The organism is Algiphilus aromaticivorans DG1253, from assembly GCF_000733765.1.
Classification (GTDB): Bacteria; Pseudomonadota; Gammaproteobacteria; order Nevskiales; family Nevskiaceae; genus Algiphilus; species Algiphilus aromaticivorans.
On the sequence record NZ_JPOG01000001.1, the window covers coordinates 3131649 to 3153168 of the forward strand.

The 21520-nt window shown below is 67.1% G+C and carries 22 protein-coding genes; 12 read left to right on the forward strand and 10 right to left on the reverse strand.

Translation table 11 applies throughout. The annotated features are described in order from the left end of the window. The first annotated feature begins 199 nt into the window (after positions 1-199). Together U743_RS14555 and U743_RS14560 are read left to right on the forward strand one after the other, a co-directional pair. Positions 200-2437: a hypothetical protein gene (locus U743_RS14555; RefSeq protein WP_043769225.1), complete on the forward strand. Its 2238-nt coding sequence runs from the start codon at positions 200-202 to the stop codon at positions 2435-2437. After that, entirely contained in the window at positions 2434-4314 is a 1881-nt protein-coding gene (locus tag U743_RS14560; RefSeq protein ID WP_052368231.1) for a DUF1302 domain-containing protein, read from the forward strand. Before U743_RS14555 ends, U743_RS14560 begins: the two co-directional genes overlap by 4 nt. Here U743_RS14560 and U743_RS14565 read toward each other — a convergent pair. Beyond that, on the reverse strand, positions 4311-5000 hold the full coding sequence (locus tag U743_RS14565) for a SanA/YdcF family protein (protein WP_052368232.1): 690 nt from the start codon (positions 4998-5000) through the stop codon (positions 4311-4313). The genes U743_RS14560 and U743_RS14565 overlap by 4 nt on opposite strands. 112 nt (positions 5001-5112) lie before the next feature. Continuing rightward, entirely contained in the window at positions 5113-6291 is a 1179-nt protein-coding gene (locus tag U743_RS14570; RefSeq protein WP_043772372.1) for a vWA domain-containing protein, read from the reverse strand. Between the two features lie 78 nt (positions 6292-6369). Between U743_RS14570 and U743_RS14575 the strand changes: the two genes are divergently transcribed. Next, complete coding sequence (locus U743_RS14575) at positions 6370-6951, forward strand: DNA-3-methyladenine glycosylase family protein (RefSeq protein WP_232226802.1); 582 nt, start codon at positions 6370-6372, stop codon at positions 6949-6951. 50 nt (positions 6952-7001) lie between these two features. Beyond that, positions 7002-7268: a DksA/TraR family C4-type zinc finger protein gene (locus U743_RS14580; RefSeq protein ID WP_043769227.1), complete on the forward strand. Its 267-nt coding sequence runs from the start codon at positions 7002-7004 to the stop codon at positions 7266-7268. 9 nt (positions 7269-7277) lie between these two features. Here the strand turns inward: U743_RS14580 and U743_RS18880 are convergent, their stop codons facing one another. Then, positions 7278-7421 (reverse strand): DUF3096 domain-containing protein, encoded by a 144-nt coding sequence (locus U743_RS18880; RefSeq protein ID WP_084191584.1) that lies wholly within the window; start codon positions 7419-7421, stop codon positions 7278-7280. A gap of 98 nt (positions 7422-7519) precedes the next feature. Beyond that, positions 7520-8425 carry an alpha/beta fold hydrolase gene (locus U743_RS14585; protein WP_043769228.1) on the reverse strand — a complete coding sequence of 302 codons (906 nt, stop codon included), beginning with the start codon at positions 8423-8425 and terminating at the stop codon, positions 7520-7522. Positions 8426-8571: 146 nt separating this feature from the next. On the opposite strand from U743_RS14585, the gene U743_RS14590 reads away from it, so the two are divergent. The 3 genes from U743_RS14590 to U743_RS18885 are packed head-to-tail and all read left to right on the forward strand — an operon-like array spanning position 8572 to position 11071. Then, entirely contained in the window at positions 8572-9687 is a 1116-nt protein-coding gene (locus U743_RS14590) for a ferredoxin reductase (RefSeq protein ID WP_043772374.1), read from the forward strand. A gap of 44 nt (positions 9688-9731) precedes the next feature. After that, on the forward strand, positions 9732-10841 hold the full coding sequence (locus tag U743_RS14595) for a fatty acid desaturase family protein (protein ID WP_043769229.1): 1110 nt from the start codon (positions 9732-9734) through the stop codon (positions 10839-10841). Between the two features lie 53 nt (positions 10842-10894). Then, positions 10895-11071, forward strand: coding sequence for an oxidoreductase-like domain-containing protein (locus tag U743_RS18885; protein ID WP_084191585.1), 177 nt, complete (start codon positions 10895-10897; stop codon positions 11069-11071). Here the strand turns inward: U743_RS18885 and U743_RS14600 are convergent. Beyond that, positions 11059-11829, reverse strand: coding sequence for an EAL domain-containing protein (locus U743_RS14600; RefSeq protein WP_043769231.1), 771 nt, complete (start codon positions 11827-11829; stop codon positions 11059-11061). The two genes, U743_RS18885 and U743_RS14600, sit on opposite strands and share 13 nt — an antisense overlap. 148 nt (positions 11830-11977) lie before the next feature. On the opposite strand from U743_RS14600, the gene U743_RS14605 reads away from it, so the two are divergent. Beyond that, positions 11978-12820 carry an NUDIX hydrolase gene (locus U743_RS14605; protein WP_052368234.1) on the forward strand — a complete coding sequence of 281 codons (843 nt, stop codon included), beginning with the start codon at positions 11978-11980 and terminating at the stop codon, positions 12818-12820. A gap of 92 nt (positions 12821-12912) precedes the next feature. Then, positions 12913-13191 (forward strand): acyl-CoA-binding protein, encoded by a 279-nt coding sequence (locus U743_RS14610; RefSeq protein WP_043769233.1) that lies wholly within the window; start codon positions 12913-12915, stop codon positions 13189-13191. 37 nt (positions 13192-13228) lie between these two features. Here U743_RS14610 and U743_RS18320 read toward each other — a convergent pair whose 3' ends face one another. Beyond that, complete coding sequence (locus U743_RS18320; RefSeq protein ID WP_052368235.1) at positions 13229-14296, reverse strand: alpha/beta fold hydrolase; 1068 nt, start codon at positions 14294-14296, stop codon at positions 13229-13231. A 234-nt stretch (positions 14297-14530) separates the two neighbouring features. Here U743_RS18320 and styC point away from each other — a divergent pair, with 234 nt between their 5' ends. Both styC and U743_RS14625 read left to right on the forward strand, forming a co-directional pair. Beyond that, a complete protein-coding gene (gene styC / locus U743_RS14620; RefSeq protein WP_043769234.1) occupies positions 14531-15010 on the forward strand; it encodes a styrene-oxide isomerase StyC in 480 nt (159 codons plus the stop codon). Between the two features lie 38 nt (positions 15011-15048). Beyond that, complete coding sequence (locus U743_RS14625; RefSeq protein WP_052368236.1) at positions 15049-16410, forward strand: NAD(P)/FAD-dependent oxidoreductase; 1362 nt, start codon at positions 15049-15051, stop codon at positions 16408-16410. Positions 16411-16528: 118 nt separating this feature from the next. On the opposite strand, the gene U743_RS14630 is transcribed toward U743_RS14625, so the two are convergent. The 3 genes from U743_RS14630 to U743_RS14640 all read right to left on the reverse strand — a co-directional run bounded on the left by U743_RS14630 (position 16529) and on the right by U743_RS14640 (position 19599). Further along, positions 16529-17842, reverse strand: coding sequence for a thiolase family protein (locus U743_RS14630; protein ID WP_043769236.1), 1314 nt, complete (start codon positions 17840-17842; stop codon positions 16529-16531). After that, the gene (locus U743_RS14635; protein WP_043769238.1) at positions 17839-18729 is read right to left on the reverse strand and encodes a MaoC/PaaZ C-terminal domain-containing protein; all 891 of its coding nucleotides are present in this window, start codon (positions 18727-18729) and stop codon (positions 17839-17841) included. Before U743_RS14635 ends, U743_RS14630 begins: the two co-directional genes overlap by 4 nt. A 75-nt stretch (positions 18730-18804) precedes the next feature. Further along, positions 18805-19599, reverse strand: coding sequence for an AAA family ATPase (locus U743_RS14640; RefSeq protein ID WP_408607406.1), 795 nt, complete (start codon positions 19597-19599; stop codon positions 18805-18807). Positions 19600-19768: 169 nt separating this feature from the next. Here U743_RS14640 and moaB point away from each other — a divergent pair, with 169 nt between their 5' ends. After that, entirely contained in the window at positions 19769-20311 is a 543-nt protein-coding gene (moaB, locus tag U743_RS14645) for a molybdenum cofactor biosynthesis protein B (protein ID WP_043769242.1), read from the forward strand. A gap of 27 nt (positions 20312-20338) precedes the next feature. On the opposite strand, the gene U743_RS14650 is transcribed toward moaB, so the two are convergent. Next, entirely contained in the window at positions 20339-21517 is a 1179-nt protein-coding gene (locus U743_RS14650; RefSeq protein ID WP_043769244.1) for a phosphoglycerate kinase, read from the reverse strand. Positions 21518-21520: the final 3 nt, after the last annotated feature.

Sequence of the window (21520 nt, forward strand, 5' to 3'; positions counted from 1 at the left end):
TTGTGCGCCACCGCACAGTCCACGACGTGCGCTTTGAGCGTACGCTTGGGGCTCGGTTAATGGGTAGCAGGCGTCTTGTCGCCTCGGGGATTTCCTGAAGCAGGGTAAAAGCCGATACCACTGCGCGACAGCACTCCTGGTCACCGAAGAGACGCGGCAGCTTCCGGCATGTCGCGCCCTGCGAGCGATGGAGACAAGCATGCGCAAGATGTGGGTATGGCCGCTGACCGCGGCACTAGCGGCGCTCAGCCTGACCGCCTGTGACCGCACCGATGACGCCGAGGACGGCGGCATCCCCAAGGGCAATCTGATATCGCAGTTCGAGCCCACCGCCGGGACCGTGCCCTTTCCCTTCGACGGACTCTTCTCCGGATTCTCCGATCCGACGCTGAACATCCCGCAGGATGCGGCGCCTGCGCAGGCGGCGAACCAGACCGACGGCTGGTCAACCACCGCCAGCATCTTCACCGACTTCATCGGTTTCGTGGACTTCGACACCACCGCTGAAGGCCTGCGCGTCATCGCACTGCCCGAGGGCGGAGCACCACAGGTTCTCACTGAGGGGGTCGACTACCAGATCAGCGACTACCCCGCCACCGGTACGATTCCGGGCACGGACATCGTTGCGCCCATCAACAGTTTCCGCACGCGCCTGCTGATCGAGCCGCTGAAGCCACTGCAGGCCTCGACACGGCATCTCGTCGTTATCACCGACGCGCTGCGCGACATCAGCGGCAATCGCGCCGTTGGCTCGACGCAGTGGCAGGTCGTGCGACGCAGCCAGCCGGTGTCCGAGCAGGACGACCTCTACGTGCAGGGCCTCTCGCCCCAGGCCGTCGCGACGCTGGAATCGCTGCAGCAGCAGATCGTGGGGCCGACGCTGGATGGCGTCTCCGCCATCACCGGCCTGCCGCGCGAGCGCATCGTGCTGGCCTGGCCCTTCACCACACAGTCCATCGGCGAGAGCCTCGGGCGCCTCGCCGAGCGCGCACCGGCGCGTGCAGCCGCCGGCGCTGCCCAGCCGCTGCAGATCCTCGCGGGCCCTTCGGGACTGACGCTGGCCAACATCGGCGCCCCGAATCTCGCCGACATCTTCGTCGGTGCCGTCGATCTGCCCTACTACCTGGAAGCGCCGGGTGACGGCAACGCCGACGCCATCGTCAACCAGACCTTCTGGGCGGCCGACCCGGCCCAGCCCAATCTGGGCACGCAGGAAAACCCGACCACCTTCCTCGGTCAGGTGCCCTGCGGCGCCTTCGCCGCCGGTGCCATGGGCCTGTCGCCCAGCACCAGCACGACGCGTTGCTTCCCGGTGCCGGTGGAGCGTGGCACCGAGCGTGCGCCGCTGCTGCTGACCGTACCGAATCAGGTGGCGAAGCCGGAAGCCGGCTGGCCCATCGTCATCTTCCAGCACGGCATCACCTCCGACCGCAGCGCCTTGCTGGCACTGGCGCCGGCGCTGTCCAGCGCCGGCTTCGTGACCGTGGCCATGGACCTGCCGCTGCACGGTATTCCACCGGCAGACTGCAGTGCCGAAGGCGCCGATGCGCTATGCGGCGCGCGCCAGCAGCTGCGCGGCGCCAACGCGCTCTTCGGCGCGCGCGAGCGCACCTTCGACGTCGATCTGGACGGTCAGCCGGGCCCGGACGGCTCAGGCGCCAACTTCATCAATCTGCCCAGCCTGCTGACTTCGCGTGACAACAACCGCCAGGCCGTCGCCGATCTGCTGCATCTGCGCGCGTTGACGACACGGCTGGATTTGAACAGCGACGGCGCGCCGGACATCGACCCCGCACGTGTCTACTTCGTCGGCCATTCGCTGGGCGGCATCACCGGTAGCACCTTCGTCGCCCTCGACGAGCAGGTGCGCGCCGCGACGCTGGCCAACCCCGGCGGCGGCATCGGCAAGCTGCTCGATGCCTCGCGCAGCTTCGGACCCGTCATCGCGCAGGGCCTGGCAGCGAACGGGGTTGTCGAAGGCACCGACGCTTACGAGACCTTCCTGCGCTTCGCCCAGCACCTCATCGACCCGGGCGACCCGATCAACTACGCTCAGCAACTCGGCGATCGCCGCATCCACTTCATCGAGGTCGTCGGCGATCTGGTAGTGCCCAATACTGCGCCGCGCAATCCGCCGGCTGGCGAGGAGGGCAACGACCCGCGCCTCGACCGCGTCACTGTCGCCGGACCGCTGTCGGGGAGCACGCCGCTGATCGAGCAGATCGGCCTGGAGGTCGCCGTGATCGACGACCTCGACGCGCCGGCCGATGTGCGCCTCGGCGATGACGCTCCAACGGCAGTGCGCTTCACATCGGGCAGCCATAGCTCCGTGCTGATCCCGGCTACCGACCCGGTGACGCAGGAGATGCAGCGCCAGATCGTCAACTTCCTGGCCAGCGACGGCCAGTGTCTGCCGCTGCGCGGGAGCTGCCAATGAACAGCATCGAACGGCAAACCACCCTTCATCGCGATCCCGGCCAGCAGGAGTCCGTCATGCCGACCACCTTCATTCTTCGCGGCGCCTGCAGCCTGGCGCTGGGCGCCGCATTGCTGGCCGCCTCACCAGCACAAGCGATGCGCACCAGCATCGGCGACATCGACATGTCGCTGCAGAACCGCATCAGCTTCGGCATCGCCTTTCGAACGGAAAGCCCGGACAGCGACCTGCTGGGTATTGCCAACGGCGGCGAAGCCTTCTCCACCAACTTCGATGACGCCAACCAGAACTTCGACAGTGCCGGCGAGCCCTTTACCGCACCACTGAAGCTGCTCAGCGACTTCAGCGCCGACTGGAACGGCTTCACGCTCTTCGCGCGCGGTGGCTTCGGCTTCGACGGCGTGTTGCACCGGCGCAACAACTTCGACCGGTCGGACTACGGCCCCGGCAAGGAAGCCTCCCTCGCCGAGCTCGAGCGCAAGAACGATGGGGTACGCAGCGAGGTCGGACGCTACGCCGAGTTGCTGGACCTGCATATTTCGGCCTCGCATCGCTTCCTGGGCCGCTCGCTCAGTTGGAAGCTCGGCCGGCAGATCATCAACTGGGGCGAGTCGACCTTCATCCAGAACGGCCTCAACGCCATCGTCGCCGCCAATGCCAATCGCGCCGGCGTGCCCGGCGCCGAGCTGGAGGAGGTCTTCGTGCCGACGGCCAACCTCTGGGCGGCCATGGATCTCACCTCGCTCATCTCGGCGGAGGCCTGGTACCAGCTGCAGTGGGAGCGCACAGAGCCCTTCGCATCGGGCACCTTCTTCTCCACCAACGATTTCGTGGCCGCCGGCGGAACTCGTGCCAATCTGGGCTTCGGGCGCGTGACGGAGAACAGTCCGCCCGGGACGCCCTGCGCGGCACCGCCCTTCCCGGGGAATCCCTGCGTGCCCTTCGGCTCCTCGATCCCGCGCACGGGCGACGACGAACCGAGCGATTCCGGCCAGTTCGGCGGCGCGCTGCGCTTCTTCGTACCGGCGCTGGCCGGCGCCGATATCGGCCTCTACGCCACGCGCTATCACAGCCGGCTGCCGCTGATCTCGGGCATCTCGCGCACCGATGCCACCGCCACCTCGCAGACGGCGGCCTTCCGCATCGACTACCCCGAGGACATCCAGATGTTCGGCGCCTCGGCTTCCTTCCAGGGCCCCTTCGGAACCTCGATCCAGGCAGAGTACAGCTACAAGATCGACCAGCCCCTGCAGCTCGACGACGTCGAGATCCTGCTGGCAGGCCTCGGCGCCCCCAACCAGATCGTCGACAACACGCCGCTGCCCACCTCGTTGGGCAATCAGTACATCCGCGGCTGGCGGCGGCACGACGTCCATCAGGCCATCCTTGCCTTCACCCAGCTCTTCGGACCGAACACGATTCCGGGCAGCAGCCAGACGGTCTGGCTCTTCGAAACGGGTTACACCCGCGTCAACGGCCTGCCCGACAACGACGAGCTGCGCTACGAGGCGCCGGGTACGCCACTGCCCGGCAATGCCGCCATCGCGGCCTCGCAGGGGCTTCCGGTCGAAACAGGCCAATTCGCCACAACCAGTTCCTGGGGCTATCGCACGGTCGTGGCCTCCACCTACAACAATGTCCTGGGCGGCATGAATGTCACACCGAGCCTGCGCTTCGATCACGACGTCAATGGCATGACGCCCTCGCCGCTGGGCAACTTCGTGGACGGGCGCAAGCAGGTAGCCACGAACCTCAAGTTCGACTATCTGTCGACCTGGCAGTTTGATGTCGGCTACACGATGTTCTTCGGCGGCGGCAAGCAGAATCTTCTGGCGGACCGGGACTTCGTGCAGCTGGCGCTGCGCTACGCCTTCTAGCGCGGCGCGGGGCGCCCGGCGGCGAGCAGCTCCTCATCGGGCTCGTCGCCGGGCAGGCGCTCCGGCTCGCCGACAAAGCGTGGCTCGGTGCGCAGCACGAAGAGGTCGAGAATCGCCTTGACGCGCGCGAAGACTTCACGCACCGGATGACGGTTCTTTGTGCCCGGCGCGATATAGGCCACTGCCGGCACCTCCATCTTGCGCGCCAGAAAGACCGCCCGATAGGTGTGGTACTTCTGCGTGATCAGCGTGAAGCGCTCCAGCCCGAAGACGCGCTTGGCGCGCGCCACCGAATCGAAGGTCCGGAAGCCGGCGAAGTCCATGGTCAGCGCGTCCTGCGGCACACCGGCCTTGACCAGCTCCTGCCACATGCGGCGCGGCTCGTTGTAGGTCGCGTCCGGGTTGGCGCCCGAGACGATGATGTGCCGGATCTTGCCGGCCTCGAAGAGCTTGACCGCGGCCTCGATGCGCCCGGCGAAATCGGCGCTGCGCCCACCGCCGCGCACGTAGGGGCTGGTACCGAGCACGATGCCGACACGGTTCTCGGGCAGCAGGCCGATGTTGTCGTGGATGTAGGAATCGGTGCTGTTGATGACCCAACGGTTGCCCAGCAGCACGAGGAGCGCGAAGGCGAGAAAGCCGAGCGGCAGCCAGCGCTTGAACAGTCTCTTGGCACGCAGGGTCATGTTCGGCCGGGCTCCTCTGCTCGCGGGACGGTGTGCTTCGGCGCGCAGCACGAGACCGGCGAATGCCGCCCGGGCTCGGACGCTGCGTGTCGCGACAACTTGCCGTGCAATCTTACTTGGTCAGGCGCCGCATGGCGGCGTCGAGACCTGTCAGCGTCAGCGGGAACATGCGGTCGTCGCCGATGAGCTGGCGCGTGATCTGCACCGACTGCGAGTACTCCCACTGCGACTCCGACTCGGGGTTGAGCCAGACGAGGTGACTGTAGGTATCGATCAGCCGCTGCATCCACGCCGCCCCGGCTTCTTCGTTCCAGTGCTCGACGCTGCCCCCCGGATGCGTGATCTCGTAGGGCGCCATCATGGCGTCGCCGACGACAATGACCTTGTAGTCCGGCGGGAAACGGTGCAGCACATCGAAGGTACTGATGCGCTCGGCGTGCCGTCGGCGATTGTCCTTCCACACGGACTCGTAGAGGAAGTTGTGGAAGTAGAAGTACTCCAGATGCTTGAACTCGGTGTGTGCCGCCGAGAACAGCTCCTCGCAGACGCGCACATGCGGGTCCATGGAGCCCCCGACATCGAGGAAGAGCAGTACCTTCACGGCATTGTGGCGCTCCGGCACCATCTTCAGATCGAGATAGCCGGCATTGCGCGCCGTGCTGCGAATGGTGTCGTCGATATCGAGCTGGTCGGCCGCGCCCTCGCGCGCGAACCGACGCAGGCGGCGCAGCGCCACCTTGATGTTGCGCGTGCCGAGTTCGAGGTTGCTGTCCAGATTGGCGAACTCGCGCTTCTCCCAGACCTTGGCGGCGCGCTTCTGGCCGCCTGCGCCGCCGATGCGCACGCCTTCCGGGTTGTAGCCGCCGTGGCCGAAGGGCGAGGTACCGCCCGTGCCGATCCACTTGTTGCCCCCCTCGTGGCGTTCGGTCTGCTCCTCCAGGCGCTTCTTCAGCTCCTCCATGAGCTTGTCCAGCCCGCCCATGGCCTGGGCCTTGGCCATTTCCTCGGCGGTGAAGTGCTTCTCGGCCATCTTGCGCAGCCAGTCGTCGGGAATCTCGCCGAAGAGCTCCTCGCCGGCAGCCTGCACACCCTCGAAATAGGCAGCGAAGGCGCGGTCGAAGCGGTCGAACTGCGATTCGTCCTTGACCAGCGCGGCGCGCGAAAGATGGTAGAAATCGTCCACATTGAAGACGACCAGCCGCTCGGACATCGCCTCCAGGAGCATTAGGAACTCGGAGAGCGAGGGCTTGAGGCCGGCGTCGCGTAGCGCGAAGAAGAAGCTGAACAGCATGGGAGCCTGATGGATCAGCGGGATCAAAGTGTATCGGCTCGCCGGGGGCCACCGCATGCGGTGGCGCAGGCGCATCTGGTGGCAGCCGACGAAGTGATGGCCGACCTGATTGCACGGCTGGGCGACTGCACGCTGTGGCATACGCCGCGCGAAGCCTTTCCAACGCTGTGCAGCGCCATCATCGGCCAGCAGATCTCGACGCGCGCCGCGGCCACGGTCGAGGCGCGCCTGCGCGAAGCGCTGGGCGGGCAGCTCGAAGCGCGGGCGCTGCTGCGCGCCGACGAGGCCACACTGCGTGGCGCCGGCCTGTCCACCGCCAAGGCGCGCTACCTGCGCGCGCTGGCCGAAGCCCGGGACACGGTCACCGTCGATGCGCTGCAGCCGCTGGACGACGCGGCGGCGACGAAGCAGCTCACCGCCATCCACGGCATCGGTCCCTGGACGGCGGAGATGTTCCTGATCTTCGTGCTGCAGCGCCCGGATGTCTTCTCCATGGGTGACGTCGGCCTGCGCAACATGATCAACCGCCTCTACGCCGGCGGCGCCAAGCTCGACGCGCGCGCCACGCGCGCCATCACCGAGCGCTGGGCGCCCTGGCGCTCCATCGCCTGCTGGTATCTGTGGCGGCTCACCGACGGCGACGACGGCGTGTGGCAGTAGCCGGCTTGCGGCGCTAGCATCGGGGACCAGACAGCAGCGGAGCGCAGCGCATGGCGGGCGGCTGGACCAACGACGGCGCGGTACAGGATCAGATCGACGATTCGGTCTCCGATGCTGTCGAGCGCGCGCGCAGCCAGCTGGGCAACGGCGCAGCCCGCAGCCACTGCGAGGAATGCGGCGAGCCGATCCCCGAGGCCCGGCGCCGTGCCGTGCCCGGCGCCCGCTGCTGCATCGCCTGCCAGGCTGAACGCGACGCGCGCCGTGATGGCGCCGGCGGCGTCAACCGGCGCGCCAGCAAGGACAGCCTGCTGCGCTGAGGCGGCGTATCAGCCGACGAGACCGAGAACGCCGTTGACGATCAGATAGCCGGCAACGATGTAGTTGAGCAGCCGCGGCATGGCGAGGATGGCGATGCCGGCGGCGAGCGAGACGACCGGCACGAGCGTGGCGGCGGAAATGGTAAGTGTCATGGCAGTCTTCTTTGAAGTGGTCTGCAAAGAATGGTTGCTGGCCACCGCGCACGCAACGCCAGCGCGTCCGCCGCCTGCGCACCGTCCAGGAGAGGGCTTCAGCGTTGCGCGTCGAAGAAGCGCATCAGCGCACGCGCACCGGATTCGGGAAGCTCGGCCTGCCAGAAATGGCCAGCGAAGGGCAGCAGCTCGGGCCGGGCGTCGTCGCCGCCCAGATCCTGTGCGAGGCGCACCGCCCAGGACACGGGCAGGAAGCGGTCCTGCGCGGCCCACAGCACGTGTGCCGGCTTGTCCCAGGCGCGCAGGGTCGCTTCGGCCTCGATGGTGTAGCGCGCCGATTGCGCAGTGACGTAGCCGATCCAGGCATCCAGCGCCGGCCCGCCTTCGTCCAGCGCACGAAACCAATCGCGCTTCAGGGCCTGCGGGATACTGCCGCGGAAGACCGTCCAGGGCAGCACCATGCCCAACGTTGCCTGCATCAAGCGCAAACGGGACAGCCACGGCACCCAGCCCCAGCGACCGAGCACAGCGGAAAAATCAATGACCGGCACCGGCCAGTTGTCGTAGCAGACGCAGTTGGTGAAGGCCACAGCTGGCACGCGCGCACCAAACCTGCGCAGGAATTCCATGCCATGCGAGCCGCCCTGGTCGTGGAAGACGGCGAAGCTCTCGTCGATGCCGAGATGGTCGAGCAGCTCGGCCAGCATCGCCGCCTGCCCAGGGCTGGCCTGGTCGGCGCCGGCTGCGGGCATCGATTGCCCCAGGCCCAGCAGATCGGGAGCGATGCAGTCGTAATGCTGGCCGAGGATGCCCATGAGCGGCTCCCACAACCGCGACGAGGTCGGTATCCCGTGCACGAGCAGCAGCGGCGGGCCGCTGCCGTGACGCAGATAGGCGACCCGACCGCAGTCCAGATCGGCGAACTGACGGGGCAGCGAGCCCCAGGGCAGCGGTGGCGGCTCGGGTGCGAGCGCGCGTTCCGGCGCACGACGACGGGTCAGCATGGGGTGCTCCTCAAGGCTAGCGGAGCCCACATTGTGGCCGCAGCGTCGCGCCAGCACAGCTACCCGGGCGGGTTGTGAACACTTGTTGACATCCGGAGTCGGCGCGGCTAGGGTGTGCACATATGTTCACAACCGGAACCACGAACATGCCCGCATTCGCCACACCTCAGAACGCCCAGCGCCGGCTGCAGCCGATCCTTCGCTCGAAGTTGATCGCGCGGCTGACAACGCCGCACGGCGTCGACCGCTATCTGGAGCAGATCGACCCGCTGTGGTCGGCCTTCGAGACGCGCGCCCGCGTCACAGAGGTTACCCGTCAGACGGCGGATACCGTCACCCTGCGCCTGCAGCCCAACGCCAACTGGCAAGGCTTCGTGCCGGGCCAGTATCTGCAGCTGAGCGTGGACATCGACGGTCGCCGCTACACGCGCTGCTTCTCGCCGGCCAACTCCTGCCACGCCAAGGACGGCCACATCGAGCTGACCGCGCGTATCAACCCGGAGGGCACACTCACGCGCCACCTGCGCGACCACGCCCACGCCGGCATGATCGTTGGGCTGTCGCAGGCCGCCGGCGACTTCGCACTGCCCGCGCAACGCCCCGAGCGCATTCTGCTGATCAGCGGCGGCAGCGGCATCACGCCGGTGATGAGCATGCTGCGTAGCCTCTGCGACGAGGGCCACCGCGGCCCGATCACCTTCCTGCACTACGCACGCAGCAAAGAGGACCAGCTCTACACCGAGGAGCTCGAGCAGTTGGCTGCGCGCCACGCCAACGTCACGCTGCTGCGCAGCTACGAGCAGGGCGCCGGCGAGCTGTACGGGCGTTTCTCGCGCGAGCAGCTCGAGTCGGCCGCGCCGGACTATGCCGATGCCACGACCTTCCTCTGCGGCCCGCCGCCGATGATGGCCGCGGTCGAGGCCGTCTGGGCCGCCGATGGCCTCAACGCCCAACTGCACCGCGAGCGCTTCGTCGTCGCCGCCTCGGCGCCGGCGACCGCCGAGACCACCGGCGGCGAGCTGCGCTTCGTCCGCAGCGAGCGGCTGGCCGTCAGCGACGGCGCCACGCTGCTGGAGCAGGCCGAGGCCGCCGGGCTGCGCCCCGACTACGGCTGCCGGATGGGCATCTGCCACGCCTGCAGTTGCCGCAAGACGACAGGGCGCGTACGCGACATCCGCGACGGCCGCCTCAGCGGCGATGGCGAAGAAGACATTCAGCTCTGCGTGAGCCAACCGGTCGGCAGCGTGACGCTCGAACTCTGAGCGCACGGCCGCCCCTTCACAACCTATTTCCGGAGATTGACCCCATGAGTATCTACGACACCCTGAGCCCCAAGGACTTTGAAGCCATCGGCGCCGAGTTCGACGCCATCCGCGAGGATGTGCTCGCCGATCTGGGCAGCCGCGACGCGGACTACATCCGCGGCATCATCAAGCGCCAGCGCCAGCTGGAGATCGGCGGTCGCGCGATGATGATGCTGCCGCCGACCTGGTTGGCGGGCATCGGCGCGCTGTCGGCCTCCAAGATTCTCGACAACATGGAGATCGGCCACAACATCATGCACGGCCAGTACGACTGGATGAACGATCCGGCCGTCTCCTCGCGCCACTTCGACTGGGACACCGCCAACAGCGCGGAACAGTGGAAGCGTACGCACAACTACGAGCACCACACCTTCACCAACGTCGTCGGCCGTGACCACGACGTCGGCTACGGCCTGCTGCGCATGTCCGAGGACCAGCCCTGGGAGCCGCGCTTTCTTTTCAATGCTCCGCTGGCGGTGATCCTGCACCTCTTCTTCCAACACTTCGTGGCCATCCAGAACCTCAAGCTTGAGGACTACCTGGTCTACAAGACGAAGACCCGCGCCGAGCTGCGCGAGGAATTCCGGCCGATGTGGAAGAAGATGCGCAAGCAGCTGGCCAAGGACTACGCGCTGTTCCCGGCGCTGGCCGGTCCGCTGGCGCCGCTGGTCTTCGTCGGCAACGTCGCGGCCAACGCCACGCGCAACGTCTGGGCCTGCGCGGTCATCTTCAACGGGCATTTCCCGGAGCAGGTCGAGCAGTTCGACGAATCGGTGGTCGACAACGAGACGCGCGGGCACTGGTACGTGCGTCAGCTGCTCGGCTCGGCCAACTTCGAGGGCAGCAAGCTCATGCACATCATGAGCGGCAACCTCAGCCACCAGATCGAGCACCATCTCTTCCCGGACCTGCCGGCACATCGCTACGCCGAGATCGCGCCGCGCGTGCGGGCGGTTTGCGAGCAGTATGGCCTGCCCTACAACACCGGCAGCTTCTGGAAGCAGACGGCCTCGACCTGGAAGCGCATCCTGCGCATGTCGCTGCCCAGCAAGCGCCAGCCGGAAGCCGCGCCGCAGCAGCCGGCAACGACCGAGGCCCGCCTGGCCGCCTGAGACAGGCGGCGTCGCCCTTGCCGCGGCCGCCTGGCCGCGGCAGCCTGTAGGCCATGAGCGAGAAAGAGCCCGAGCTTCCACCGCCACCGATCAAGCCGGACAGCAGCGAATGCTGCAAGTCCGACTGCAGCCCCTGCATCCTGGAGCAGTACGAGGACGAGTTAGACCGCTGGAAGCAGGAAGTCGCCCGCATCAGGGCGCGCCACGCTGCCGACGATCAGTCGTCGTAGATGCCCTCAGGCAACTCCGCCAGCGAGCGGAATGCGGCCTTCGCGAAGTAGAAGCCCTGGAAGAGCTCGATGCCGAAGCCGCGCAGCGTGCGCAGCTCCTCGCGCGTCTCGATGCCTTCGGCAATCACCCGGATGCCGAGGTCACGGCAAACCTGCAGGATGCCCCGCACGATGGCCTGCCGCGTCGTATCGGCATCGATGCCGCGGACCAAGGCCATATCCAGCTTGATCAGATCGGTGTGCACCTCGGCGAGCAGATTCAACCCGGCGTAGCCGGCGCCGAAATCGTCGATGGCGGTCGTGAAGCCGCGCTTCTTGTAGTGCGTGACGATCTCGCGCAGATGCGGAACATCGTCGACGCGCTCGGCTTCGGTGATCTCGAACATGATGCGCTCGATCGGAAAGCCGTAGGCATCCGCCGCGTCCAGCGTGGTGCGGATGCAGCGCTCCGGCACGTAGACGGCATTGGGCATGAAGTTGATGCTGAGCAGCGAGCGAATATCCAGCTCGGCGGCCAGCTGCACGGCCTTGACCCGGCAGCACTGATCGAATCGGTAGCGATTGGCGTCGTTGACATGGGCAAAGACGCTGCCTGCGGACTCGCCATTCAGCCCGCGCACAAGGGCCTCTTGCGCGAAGACTTCGCGTCGCTGCATATCGACGATGGGCTGAAAGGCCATGGCAAAATCGAAGCCGAGGTCAGCGCCCTTCAGGCACTCGCGGCAGCCCATATCACGGAAGTTCTGCTGTGGTTTCATGCGGCCACTTCGTCCCCGGAAATGCGCACGACCATAGCTGCCGCGCAGCGCAGGCCCTACCCTAGCAGTCGAGAGCAGAGGCGCGACACGGCGCCCGGTCCATTCCAGGCGCCACCGAGAAGCGCGCCGCGTCCCAGGAGCGCATCCATTGGCTGAACCACAGAGCAGCACCGCCGCCTTCCGCATGAGCGACACCACCGCAGCCACCCGCGACGCAGCCACGCTGGTGCTGCTGCGCGAGGGTGACGACGGCCCCGAAGTACTGCTGCTCGAGCGACACCTGCGCTCGGATTTCGCCGGCGGCGCGCTGGTTTTTCCCGGCGGAACCGTCGATGCACCCGACCGCGCGTTGGCACCGGAACGCTGGAGTGGCCGCGAACCTTCCGCCTGGCAGGGGCTGCTCGGCGCCGACAGCCCGGAGGCGGCTCTGGGATTGATGGTGGCTGCCATCCGCGAAAGCTTCGAGGAAGCCAACATCCTGCTCGCGCGGCGCCGCGGCCAGCCGATCACCGACGCGGAACTGGCCAGCGCCTCCTTCGTAGAAGCGCGACGCCGTCTGAGCAGCCGCGAGGAGCGCTTCGACTGGCGCGAGTGGCTGGCCGCCGAAGAGCTGGTGCTCGACCTCGGGGCACTGGCGCCGTGGGCCTGGTGGGTGACACCGAAGGGGCCGCACAAGCGCTTCGACACACGCTTCTTCGTGGCCTCGCTGCCCGCGGACCAGTCAGGGCGCTGCGACGACGTCGAGACGACGGCGCTGCGCTGGATTTCTCCCGAGCAGGCGCTGGCCGCACAGCGCAAGGGTGAGGCCACGGTCATCTTTCCGACGCGGCGCAATCTGGCCGCGCTGGCCCGCTACGACAGCGCCGCGGCAATCTGGCGCACGGCCGACGCCGGCGACAGCGATATGCGCCGCATCGAGCCGGAGGTCGTCATGGTCGACGACGAGCCGCGCGTGCTGCACCCCGACGACAACGACCCCGAAGCCGTCTGAACCGCCGCCCGCTATAGCGACTGCGGAACAACGGGCTTCGCGACCACGCCGCGTCCGCCACAATTGCACCAAGTTCACCGAGGGTATTCGTAGTGAGCAATCTGGAAACGCGATTCCGGGAGGCCGTCGAGGAGGTACGCAACGCGCCCAGCGACGGCCCCTACAAGCCGAGCAACGACGACAAGCTGCGCATGTACGCGCTCTACCGTCAGGCCACCGATGGCGACGTGCAGGGCAAGCGCCCCGGCATGCTCAATGTCATCGAGCGCGCTAAGTACAACGCCTGGGCGGCGATGCAGGGCACGCCGCGCGACGAAGCGATGCAGCGCTACGTCGACGAAGTCGAGGCCGTGCGCAAGCAATACGGCTGAACAAGCGAAAGCGGCGGATCGCCGCGCAGCGCCACACTCAGGCTTTTGCGTCGGCGACTGCCATCACCGCGCGCGCGATCTCCGGCCCCTTGTGCTCCTCGACGAAGTGGCCGATGTCCGGGTGGACCGTCGTACGCGCCACCATCTGCGGCAGCGCCTCGTGCCACTGCTGGATTACGGATTTCTTGGCGCAGGGGTCCCAGGCACCAAAAATGCCGGCGGCCGGAATCCCTGCTCCCTTCGGGCCCCAGGCCGCCGGCACGGTCTGCTGCATGCGCCGATAGAAGGCGTGGTTGTCCTGCCGCCCGTGGCGCGGATCGTCATAGCTATAACCGTGCCCCCAGTAAGGGGTCTGCAGCACGTTGCGCTTGGAGCTGCGCGCGTTGGCGCGACTGCGTAACGCCTCCGAGAACACGCGGGTGGCGGGGTCCGACGCCGGAACGCCCAGCGCGAAGCGCGCCTGGTAGGTGAGCATGCGCCCATAGAGGCCGGCGAGTGGCCCGGGATTGCCGTGCGCCAGCACGCAGCCCGCTATACCGCCCCAGGCGCGGTCGGGCACCACATGCGGCGTGCGGCACCACGGCAGGAAGCGCCACGGCCAGTTGGCGTAGGTGGCGCCATCGGGAGGCATCGGAAAGATCGTGCTGTTGAGCACGACCAGGCCGCGCACGCGCTCGGGCTCCTCGGCGAGCGCACCAACGCCGATGGGCCCGCCCCAGTCGTGCACGACCAGCACGATGTTGCGGAGATCGAGATGACGCACGAGCTGCATCAGGTTGGCGGCGTGATGCATGTCGACCATCTCGAAATCGGCCTGGTCGGAGATGCCGAAGCCGATGTGATCCGGCGCAACCAGCCGCAGCGGTGCGCCTTCGGTGATCAGGGCATCGCGCACGAAACGATAGGTGTAGGAGCACTCCGGATTGCCGTGCACGAAGAGCACGGTCGCCTCCGGCGTGCCATCGCCAATGACGTGGTCGTAGTAGAAGAGCTGCTTGCCGGCATCCAAGCCGTCGGGAATCGTAAACCAGCGCTCGGCGCCGGGCGGCGCGTAGTCCTCAGGGACCGCACGTAGCGGCGTGTTGCTGGCGATATCGATGCTCATTCCTTCCTCCGGCTGCGCCACGCACCGACACGCGCTCAGTACTGGTACTTATTGAACTCATCGGCACGCTGGTCGCGTCTAGGTGTGATGTCGCGATTGGTGTTGCCGTCGCACGCCGGTCATCGGCCGAGCGCGCCTGCGAAGGTCCGCCCTAACGATAGTATGGTCCCCCCTCACCGCTATGGATTTTAGCATCGCTGGATAACTAGGTTACAAGCGAAGGGGAGACAGCAGATGGATCAACGCCAGCGAAGAATGGTCGGGCACGGGGCGGTCGTCACTCTCATTGCCCTCTTGGCGGGATTCGGGCTGCTCATCCGCCTGATCGGCGGCGTCGAACTATTCCCCGGCTACATCGTGGAATTTCAGATCACCGGTGACAGCGCCGCCTGGGCGCGCGCCCACTCCGGTGGCCTGTTGAACGGCCTGCTCGTCTTCGCCGGTGCCCTGCTCCTCTACGCCATGCGTCTGCCCGAGCGCACGGCCTTCCACCTGTCCTGGATGTTCGTCGGCACCGGCTATGCCAATACGATCTTCTACTGGGGCGGGCTGCTCGCGCCCACGCGCGCGCTGACTTTCGGCGACAACCGCTTCGGCGAAACCAATCTCGCCGGAGCGATCGGCCTGGTACCGGCCTTCGTCTTTGCTTTCGTGGCGATTGCGGCGATGGTGATCCTGATATGGCACGCCTTCGGCAACGCGAGTGAGCACTGACAGCTTCTGAGCGCAAGCACGGGGGCGACAACCTCGGGATGCGCCGGCAAGAAGACATCACGGACTACCTCATCGTGGGCGCGGGCGCCATGGGCATGGCCTTCGCCGACGTGGTCTTCTCCGAGCGGCCCGACGCGCAGATCACCATCGTGGACCGCCGGGCGAAACCGGGTGGGCACTGGAATGACGCCTATCCCTTCGTGGCACTGCACCAGCCTGCTGCCTTCTATGGCGTAACGTCCGCCCGGCTGGGTGCGGGCGGCGCCGATCTCGCCTCGCATGCCCAGATCCTGGCCTATTACGAGCAGGTCATGAACCGCTTCCTCGCCAGCGGACGCGTGCGCTTCCTGCCCATGTGCGAGCACCGTGGCGGCGGCCGTGTCGTGTCGACGGTGGACGATAGCTTCACCGTGGATTTCACGGTGCGGGAGCGCACCGTCAACGCGAGCTACATGAATGTGGCGGTGCCAGCCACGCACGGGCCGCGCTATGAAGTCGACCCCGAGGTCCCGTTGGTGCCACCCAACGGCTTGGCACACATCGGCCGAGCCTGGCGTCGCTACGTCGTGATCGGCGCCGGCAAGACGGGAATCGACGCCATCCTCTTCCTGCTGGATCACGGCGTCGAGCCCGAACGAATCCACTGGATCGCGCCGCACAGCGCCTGGCTCTGGAATCGCGCGGTGCTGCAACCCGGCAACGCTGCCACCGAGTTGTTGAGAGAGGCGCAAGCCATCGTCGACGCCGACAGCGTCGATGACTTCTTCCTGCGCCTGGAGCGCCAGGGCAGCGTGCTCCGGATCGACCCGGAGGAGCTGCCTGAGAAGTGGCGTTGCGCCACCGTCAATTGGCGTGAGCTGGAAGCACTGCGCAGGATCCAGCAAGTGGTGCAGCTCGGGAGAGTGCAGCGCATCACGGCGAGTGAGATTCAGCTCGAGCGCGGCAGCGTGGCCACCGACGCGCAAACCCTTCACATCGACTGCACCGCCGATGGCCTTGCTCGGCTGGAAGCCAAGCCCTTGTTTTCGGAGACGGAGATCACGCTGCAGTCGCTCTTCATGTGCCAGCAGGTCTTCAGTGCCGCGCTCACCGCCAAGCTGGCGCTGTTGAATCTTAGCGACGAGCAGCGCAACGCGATCTGCGAGGTCGTCCCTCATCCGGAATACAAGGAAGACCTGCCCACCTGCCTCACCGCCAGCCTGTCCAATGTCGTGAAAGCGCACCGGCATGCGCCGTTGTGGTTGCGCCGTTGCCGGCTCAACTTCCTGAGCCACGAATCGCTGGGCAGTTACCTTCGGTCGGCCTATGTGGCGCGTAGCGTGGTGCCGAAAGCCCAGCTCGCCGTGAAGCGATTGCTCGACGACGAGCCCTGCCGCGACCACGCGACACCCCAGCCATGAGGCGCCCCCGCGTACCAGGCGTATGCTCGGCTGCAACCTGAAACCCGCGCTACCGACGTGAGGCGCTCGCGTGGTTGCGAATGCGGAACCGCTGGCGCAGACGCGGCAGAGCTTGTGGCTAACCGGCCGCTAGCGCCGGGTTCTCCAGCAACAACGCCGCGCCCAGCCCGCCGCCAGCGCAGGTGGAGACCACCGCATAGCGCGCGCCTTCGGCCGCCATGCGCTGGCCGGCCGTCATCAGAAGACGCACGCCGGTGGCCGCGAAGGGATTGCCCAGCGACAGCGAGCCGCCCCAGGCGTTGAGACGGTCCAGCGGGATGTCGCCGTGCGGCACGCCCTCGCCGTGACGGCTGCGTACGAAATCGGCCTCGGCCATGCAGTCGCGGTTGATGAGAATCTGCGCGGCGAAAGCCTCGTGCAGCTCCCAGACGCCGATGTCGGCAAAAGCAAGGCCGTTGCGCGCCAGTAGCGGCGGAATGGTCATGGCCGGGCCGAAGAGCATCTCGTCTTCCAGGCTATCGACGCCACCCAGCAAGTAATCGCGCACCACCGCCAACGGCTGCAGGCCGTGCCTGGCGGCGGCCTCGCGGCTGGCGATGACCAGCGCGCCGGCGCCGTCGGTGAAGCGCGATGCGTTGCCGGGAGTGATGATGCCGCTGTCGCGATCGAAGGCCGGCTTCAGCTTGGCCAAGCGCTCGGGCGTGGCGTCGGCGCGCGGACCGTCGTCCTCCTCCACGCACTCGCCGGCCTTGTTGCTCACCGGCGTGATCTGCTCGGAGAGTTGGGTGCGCGCGGCAATGGCGCGAGCATGGCTATCGGCGGCAAAAGCGTCGGAGGCCTCTCTGGTACCACCGAAGCCATTGACCATGCGCTCGCAGGACACGCCCATGGTCATGCCGGTGGTGTAGTCGATGCCCTCCGGAATGTCGAGCTTGAGATCGCCCGGGCGCAGGCTGGCGAGCACCTTCAGGCGCTCCTTGGTGTCGCGGCTCTGGCGCAGCTTCATGAGGCTGCGTCGAATATTCTGCGACAGCCGCACAGGCACATCCGAGAAGTTCTCCGTGCCGCCGGCGATGCCGAGCTGCAGGCGGCCGAGCGCAACCTGATCGCAGAGATTCATGACGCCCACATTCGGCGAGATGCCGGCCATGGCCACCGTGTAGGCCGGCGTGCGGCTGGGCATGCCCGCGGCCAGCATGGCCTCGCGCGCCACGTTGGTGGTCTCGATCTCGTGCACGACGGTGCCCATGATGACCATTTCGGCAGCGTCGGCGGGCAGGCCCGTGCGCCCCAGCAGACCTTCCAGCGCACGCGCGCCGAGCTCATAGCTCATCAGGTCGGCATAGGCGCCGGCGCTTTCCAGAAAGGGCGTCCGCGCGCCGGCGGCGATGACCGGCAGGCGCTCTTCCGGCAAGGGGGCGACCTGACTCATGCTTTGCCTCCGGCGGGAATATAGCTACCGACCTGATAGACCGTGCCAGCGTCGTCGATCAGCCGTAGCGCGTAGCGGCCTTCTTCGTCGGCGGTGGCGGCAGTCTGGATGGAGAGCTGCGGGCTGGGCAGCGGCAGTGCGTTGATGAAACGCACCTCGATGTCCGCGATGTCCACGCCAGCGCTTCGGATGGTCTCGAAAACCTGCGCGAAGGCGCCGTAGCCGTGCATGATGCAACCGCCGAAGCGGGTGCGACGCGCCACAGCGGGCAGCGTGTGGATGGGGTTGAAGTCGCCGGTGAGCTTGAAGAAGGTCACGCCCTCATCAGCGGCGGCCTGCCAATGGCCGACGGTGCGGTAATCGGGTTCGGCTGCGGTCTTCGGCTTGCTGCCGGGGCGCTTCTTCAGCGGCACGGCGGCAAAGGCGTCGATCAGCAGGGCTTCGGGCTGCTCGGCCGTGCCCATGCGCAGCGCGCTGTGGATACGCGCGCGGTAGCCGTCGTCGCTGGCGTCGGCGAGCTGGCCGCGCAGGGTGATGCGGCTGCCGCGCGGCAGCGGCGCATTCATGCGCAGGCGCACGCCCTGGTTGAGCACCGACAGCAGCGGATAAGGCGCCTGAGCGGTCAAGCGCGAGATCATGGCCAGTGCCATCTGGCTGACCGCGAAGTGCGGCGGGATCCGGTCGCCGAAGCGCTCCGCGTCGACGCCGGCCCAGGTCAGATAGGCGTCAAGCAGAGCGGCGGGCGGCGGCGCCATGGTCTGGCTCTGTTCCCGGCCCGGCTTGCCACGCAGAAGCGGCACGTAGGAACGCAGGCCACCGGTGGCCATGGCCAGCATATTGGGCAGCTGATGGGGCAGTTGTGTCAGGGGAATCTTGACCGCGGTCATGGGCTTTACGTCGTAAATGGCGAAGACGAAAAGCTTAGCAGCGCGCCCGCAGCTGGCGCGCGCCGGAATCCTGGATTACTGACCGCGCCGCGCCATGAAGGCCAGCCGCTCGAAGAGATGCACATCCTGCTCGTTCTTGAGCAACGCACCGTAGAGTGGCGGCAGACTTTTCTTGACGCTGGATTCGCGCAGCACATCGGGGGAGATGTCGTCGGCCACCAGCAGCTTGAGCCAGTCGAGCAGCTCGGAAGTCGACGGCTTCTTCTTCAGCCCGGGCAGCTCGCGCAGGCCGAAGAAGGCTTCCATGGCTTCCTTGACGAGATTCTTCTTGATGTCCGGGAAGTGCACATCGACGATCTGCTGCATCGTCTCTCGGTCCGGGAACTTGATGTAATGGAAGAAGCAGCGGCGCAGGAAGGCGTCCGGCAGCTCCTTCTCGTTGTTCGAAGTGATGATGATGATGGGCCGGTGCCGGGCGCGCACGGTCTTCTGCGTCTCGTAGACGTAGAACTCCATCTGGTCGAGTTCGCGCAGCAGATCGTTGGGGAACTCGATGTCGGCCTTGTCGATCTCGTCGATGAGCAGCACCGGCTTGACGTCGGACTCGAAGGACTCCCAGAGCTTGCCCTTGACGATGTAGTTGCTGATGTCGTGGACGCGATCGTCGCCGAGCTGCGAGTCGCGCAGCCGCGAAACGGCGTCGTACTCGTAGAGACCCTGCTGCGCCTTGGTGGTGGACTTGATGGCCCAGTCGTAAACCGGCGCGCCGAGGGCGCGCGCGACTTCCAGCGCCAGCTGCGTCTTGCCGGTGCCGGGCTCGCCCTTGACGAGCAACGGGCGCTCCAGCGTCACGGCCGCGTTAACGGCCATGGTGAGGTCATCGGTGGTGACGTAGCTCTCGGTTCCTTCGAAACGCACGGGCGGAATCCTTGCGACAGTTGCGATCAAGCTGCGCAGTCTACCGATGCGGACGCCAGGATGTGACTGTTCAGCCCTTCACGGCTGCGCTATCGTCGCGGCTGTCTCCACGGAGTCCATCATGAGCGACGGTGCCCAAAGCAAGGCCTTCGAGCCTCTGAAGATCGCGGTGCTGACCGTATCCGACTCGCGCAGCATCGCCGACGACCGCTCCGGCGATGCGCTGCAGCAGCGCCTGGAGGCGGCCGGCCACCTGCTCGCCGCGCGCGAGCTGGTACCCGACGACATCTACCGCCTGCGCGCGGTGGTTTCCGCCTGGATCGCGGACATGGCCGTGCAGGTGGTTCTGGTCACCGGCGGCACCGGCGTCACCGGCCGCGACAGCACGCCGGAGGCCCTGACACCGCTCTTCGACCGGCACATCGAGGGCTTCGGCGAACTCTTCCGCTGGCTGTCCTTCGAGGAGATCGGCGCGTCGACCATCCAGTCGCGCTGCACGGCGGGCGTGGCCAACGGCACGCTGGTCTTCGCTCTGCCCGGCTCCACGGGCGCCTGTCGCACGGCCTGGGATCGCATCCTCGCCTCGCAGCTCGACGCTCGCACCAAGCCCTGCAATTTCGTGTCGCTGATCCCGCGCATGCGCGAAACCGCCCCTTCGCGCTAAGGCGCAGCGAGGCAGCCGCGGATTGCCTCAGCCCGCCGCGCGCTCTTCGAGGATGCCCACTGCCGGCAGCGTCTTGCCCTCCAGGAACTCCAGGAAGGCGCCGCCACCCGTGGAGATGTAGCTGATGCGGTCGGCGACCCCGAAGGTATCGATGGCGGCCAGCGTGTCGCCGCCGCCTGCCAGAGAGAAGGCGTCGCTGTCGGCGATGGCATGCGCCAGGATGCGCGTGCCGGCGGCGAAGGCGTCGTACTCGAAAACCCCGACGGGGCCATTCCAGACGATGCTGCCGGCGTTGCGCAGCGAAGCGCCCAACGCGCGCGCCGATTTCGGGCCGATGTCGAGAATCATCTCGTCGTCCAGGACGTCGCCCACCTGACGCACCTCGGCGCGCGCTTCGCTGGAGATCTCGGTGGCCACAACGACATCCTCAGGCAGCGGGATATCGCCGCCGTTGGCGCGGATGCGCTCGTGGATGGCGCGCGCGGTGTCGAGCATGTCGGGCTCATGCAGCGACTTGCCCACCTTGAAGCCAGCCGCAGCGAGGAAGGTGTTGGCAATGCCGCCGCCGACGATGAGCTGATCGGCCTTGTCGGCCAGATTGGTGAGCAGATCCAGCTTGGTGGACACCTTGGCGCCGCCGACGATGACGACCTGCGGCCGCTTCGGATTGGCCACGGCCTTGCCCAGCGCTTCCAGCTCGGCCGACAGCAGCGGGCCGGCGCAGGCGACCTTGGCGAAACGCGCCACGCCGTGCGTGGAGGCCTCGGCGCGGTGCGCCGTGCCGAAGGCGTCGTTGACGTAGATGTCGCACAGCTCAGCCATCTTGCGCGACAGCGTCTCGTCGTTCTCCTTCTCGCCGGCGGCAAAACGGGTGTTCTCGCCGAGAGCGATCTGGCCGGGGGCAAGCTCGACGCCCTCGATCCAGTCCGAGACCAGCGGCACGACGCGATCGAGCTGCTCGGAAAGCCAGGCCGCAACCAGCGTCAGCGAGTTGTCGGGATCCAGATGCCCTGGCTTTGGGCGGCCCAGATGCGACAGCACCAGCACCGAGGCGCCGGCTTCCAGCGCCTGCTTCAGGGTGGGCAGCGCCGCGCGCAGCCGCGCGTCGGAGGTGATGTACCCGCCCGAGATCGGGACGTTGAGGTCCTGCCGGATCAACAAGCGCTTGCCGGCAAGGTCCAGATCGCTCATGCGCAGGATGGCCATGGC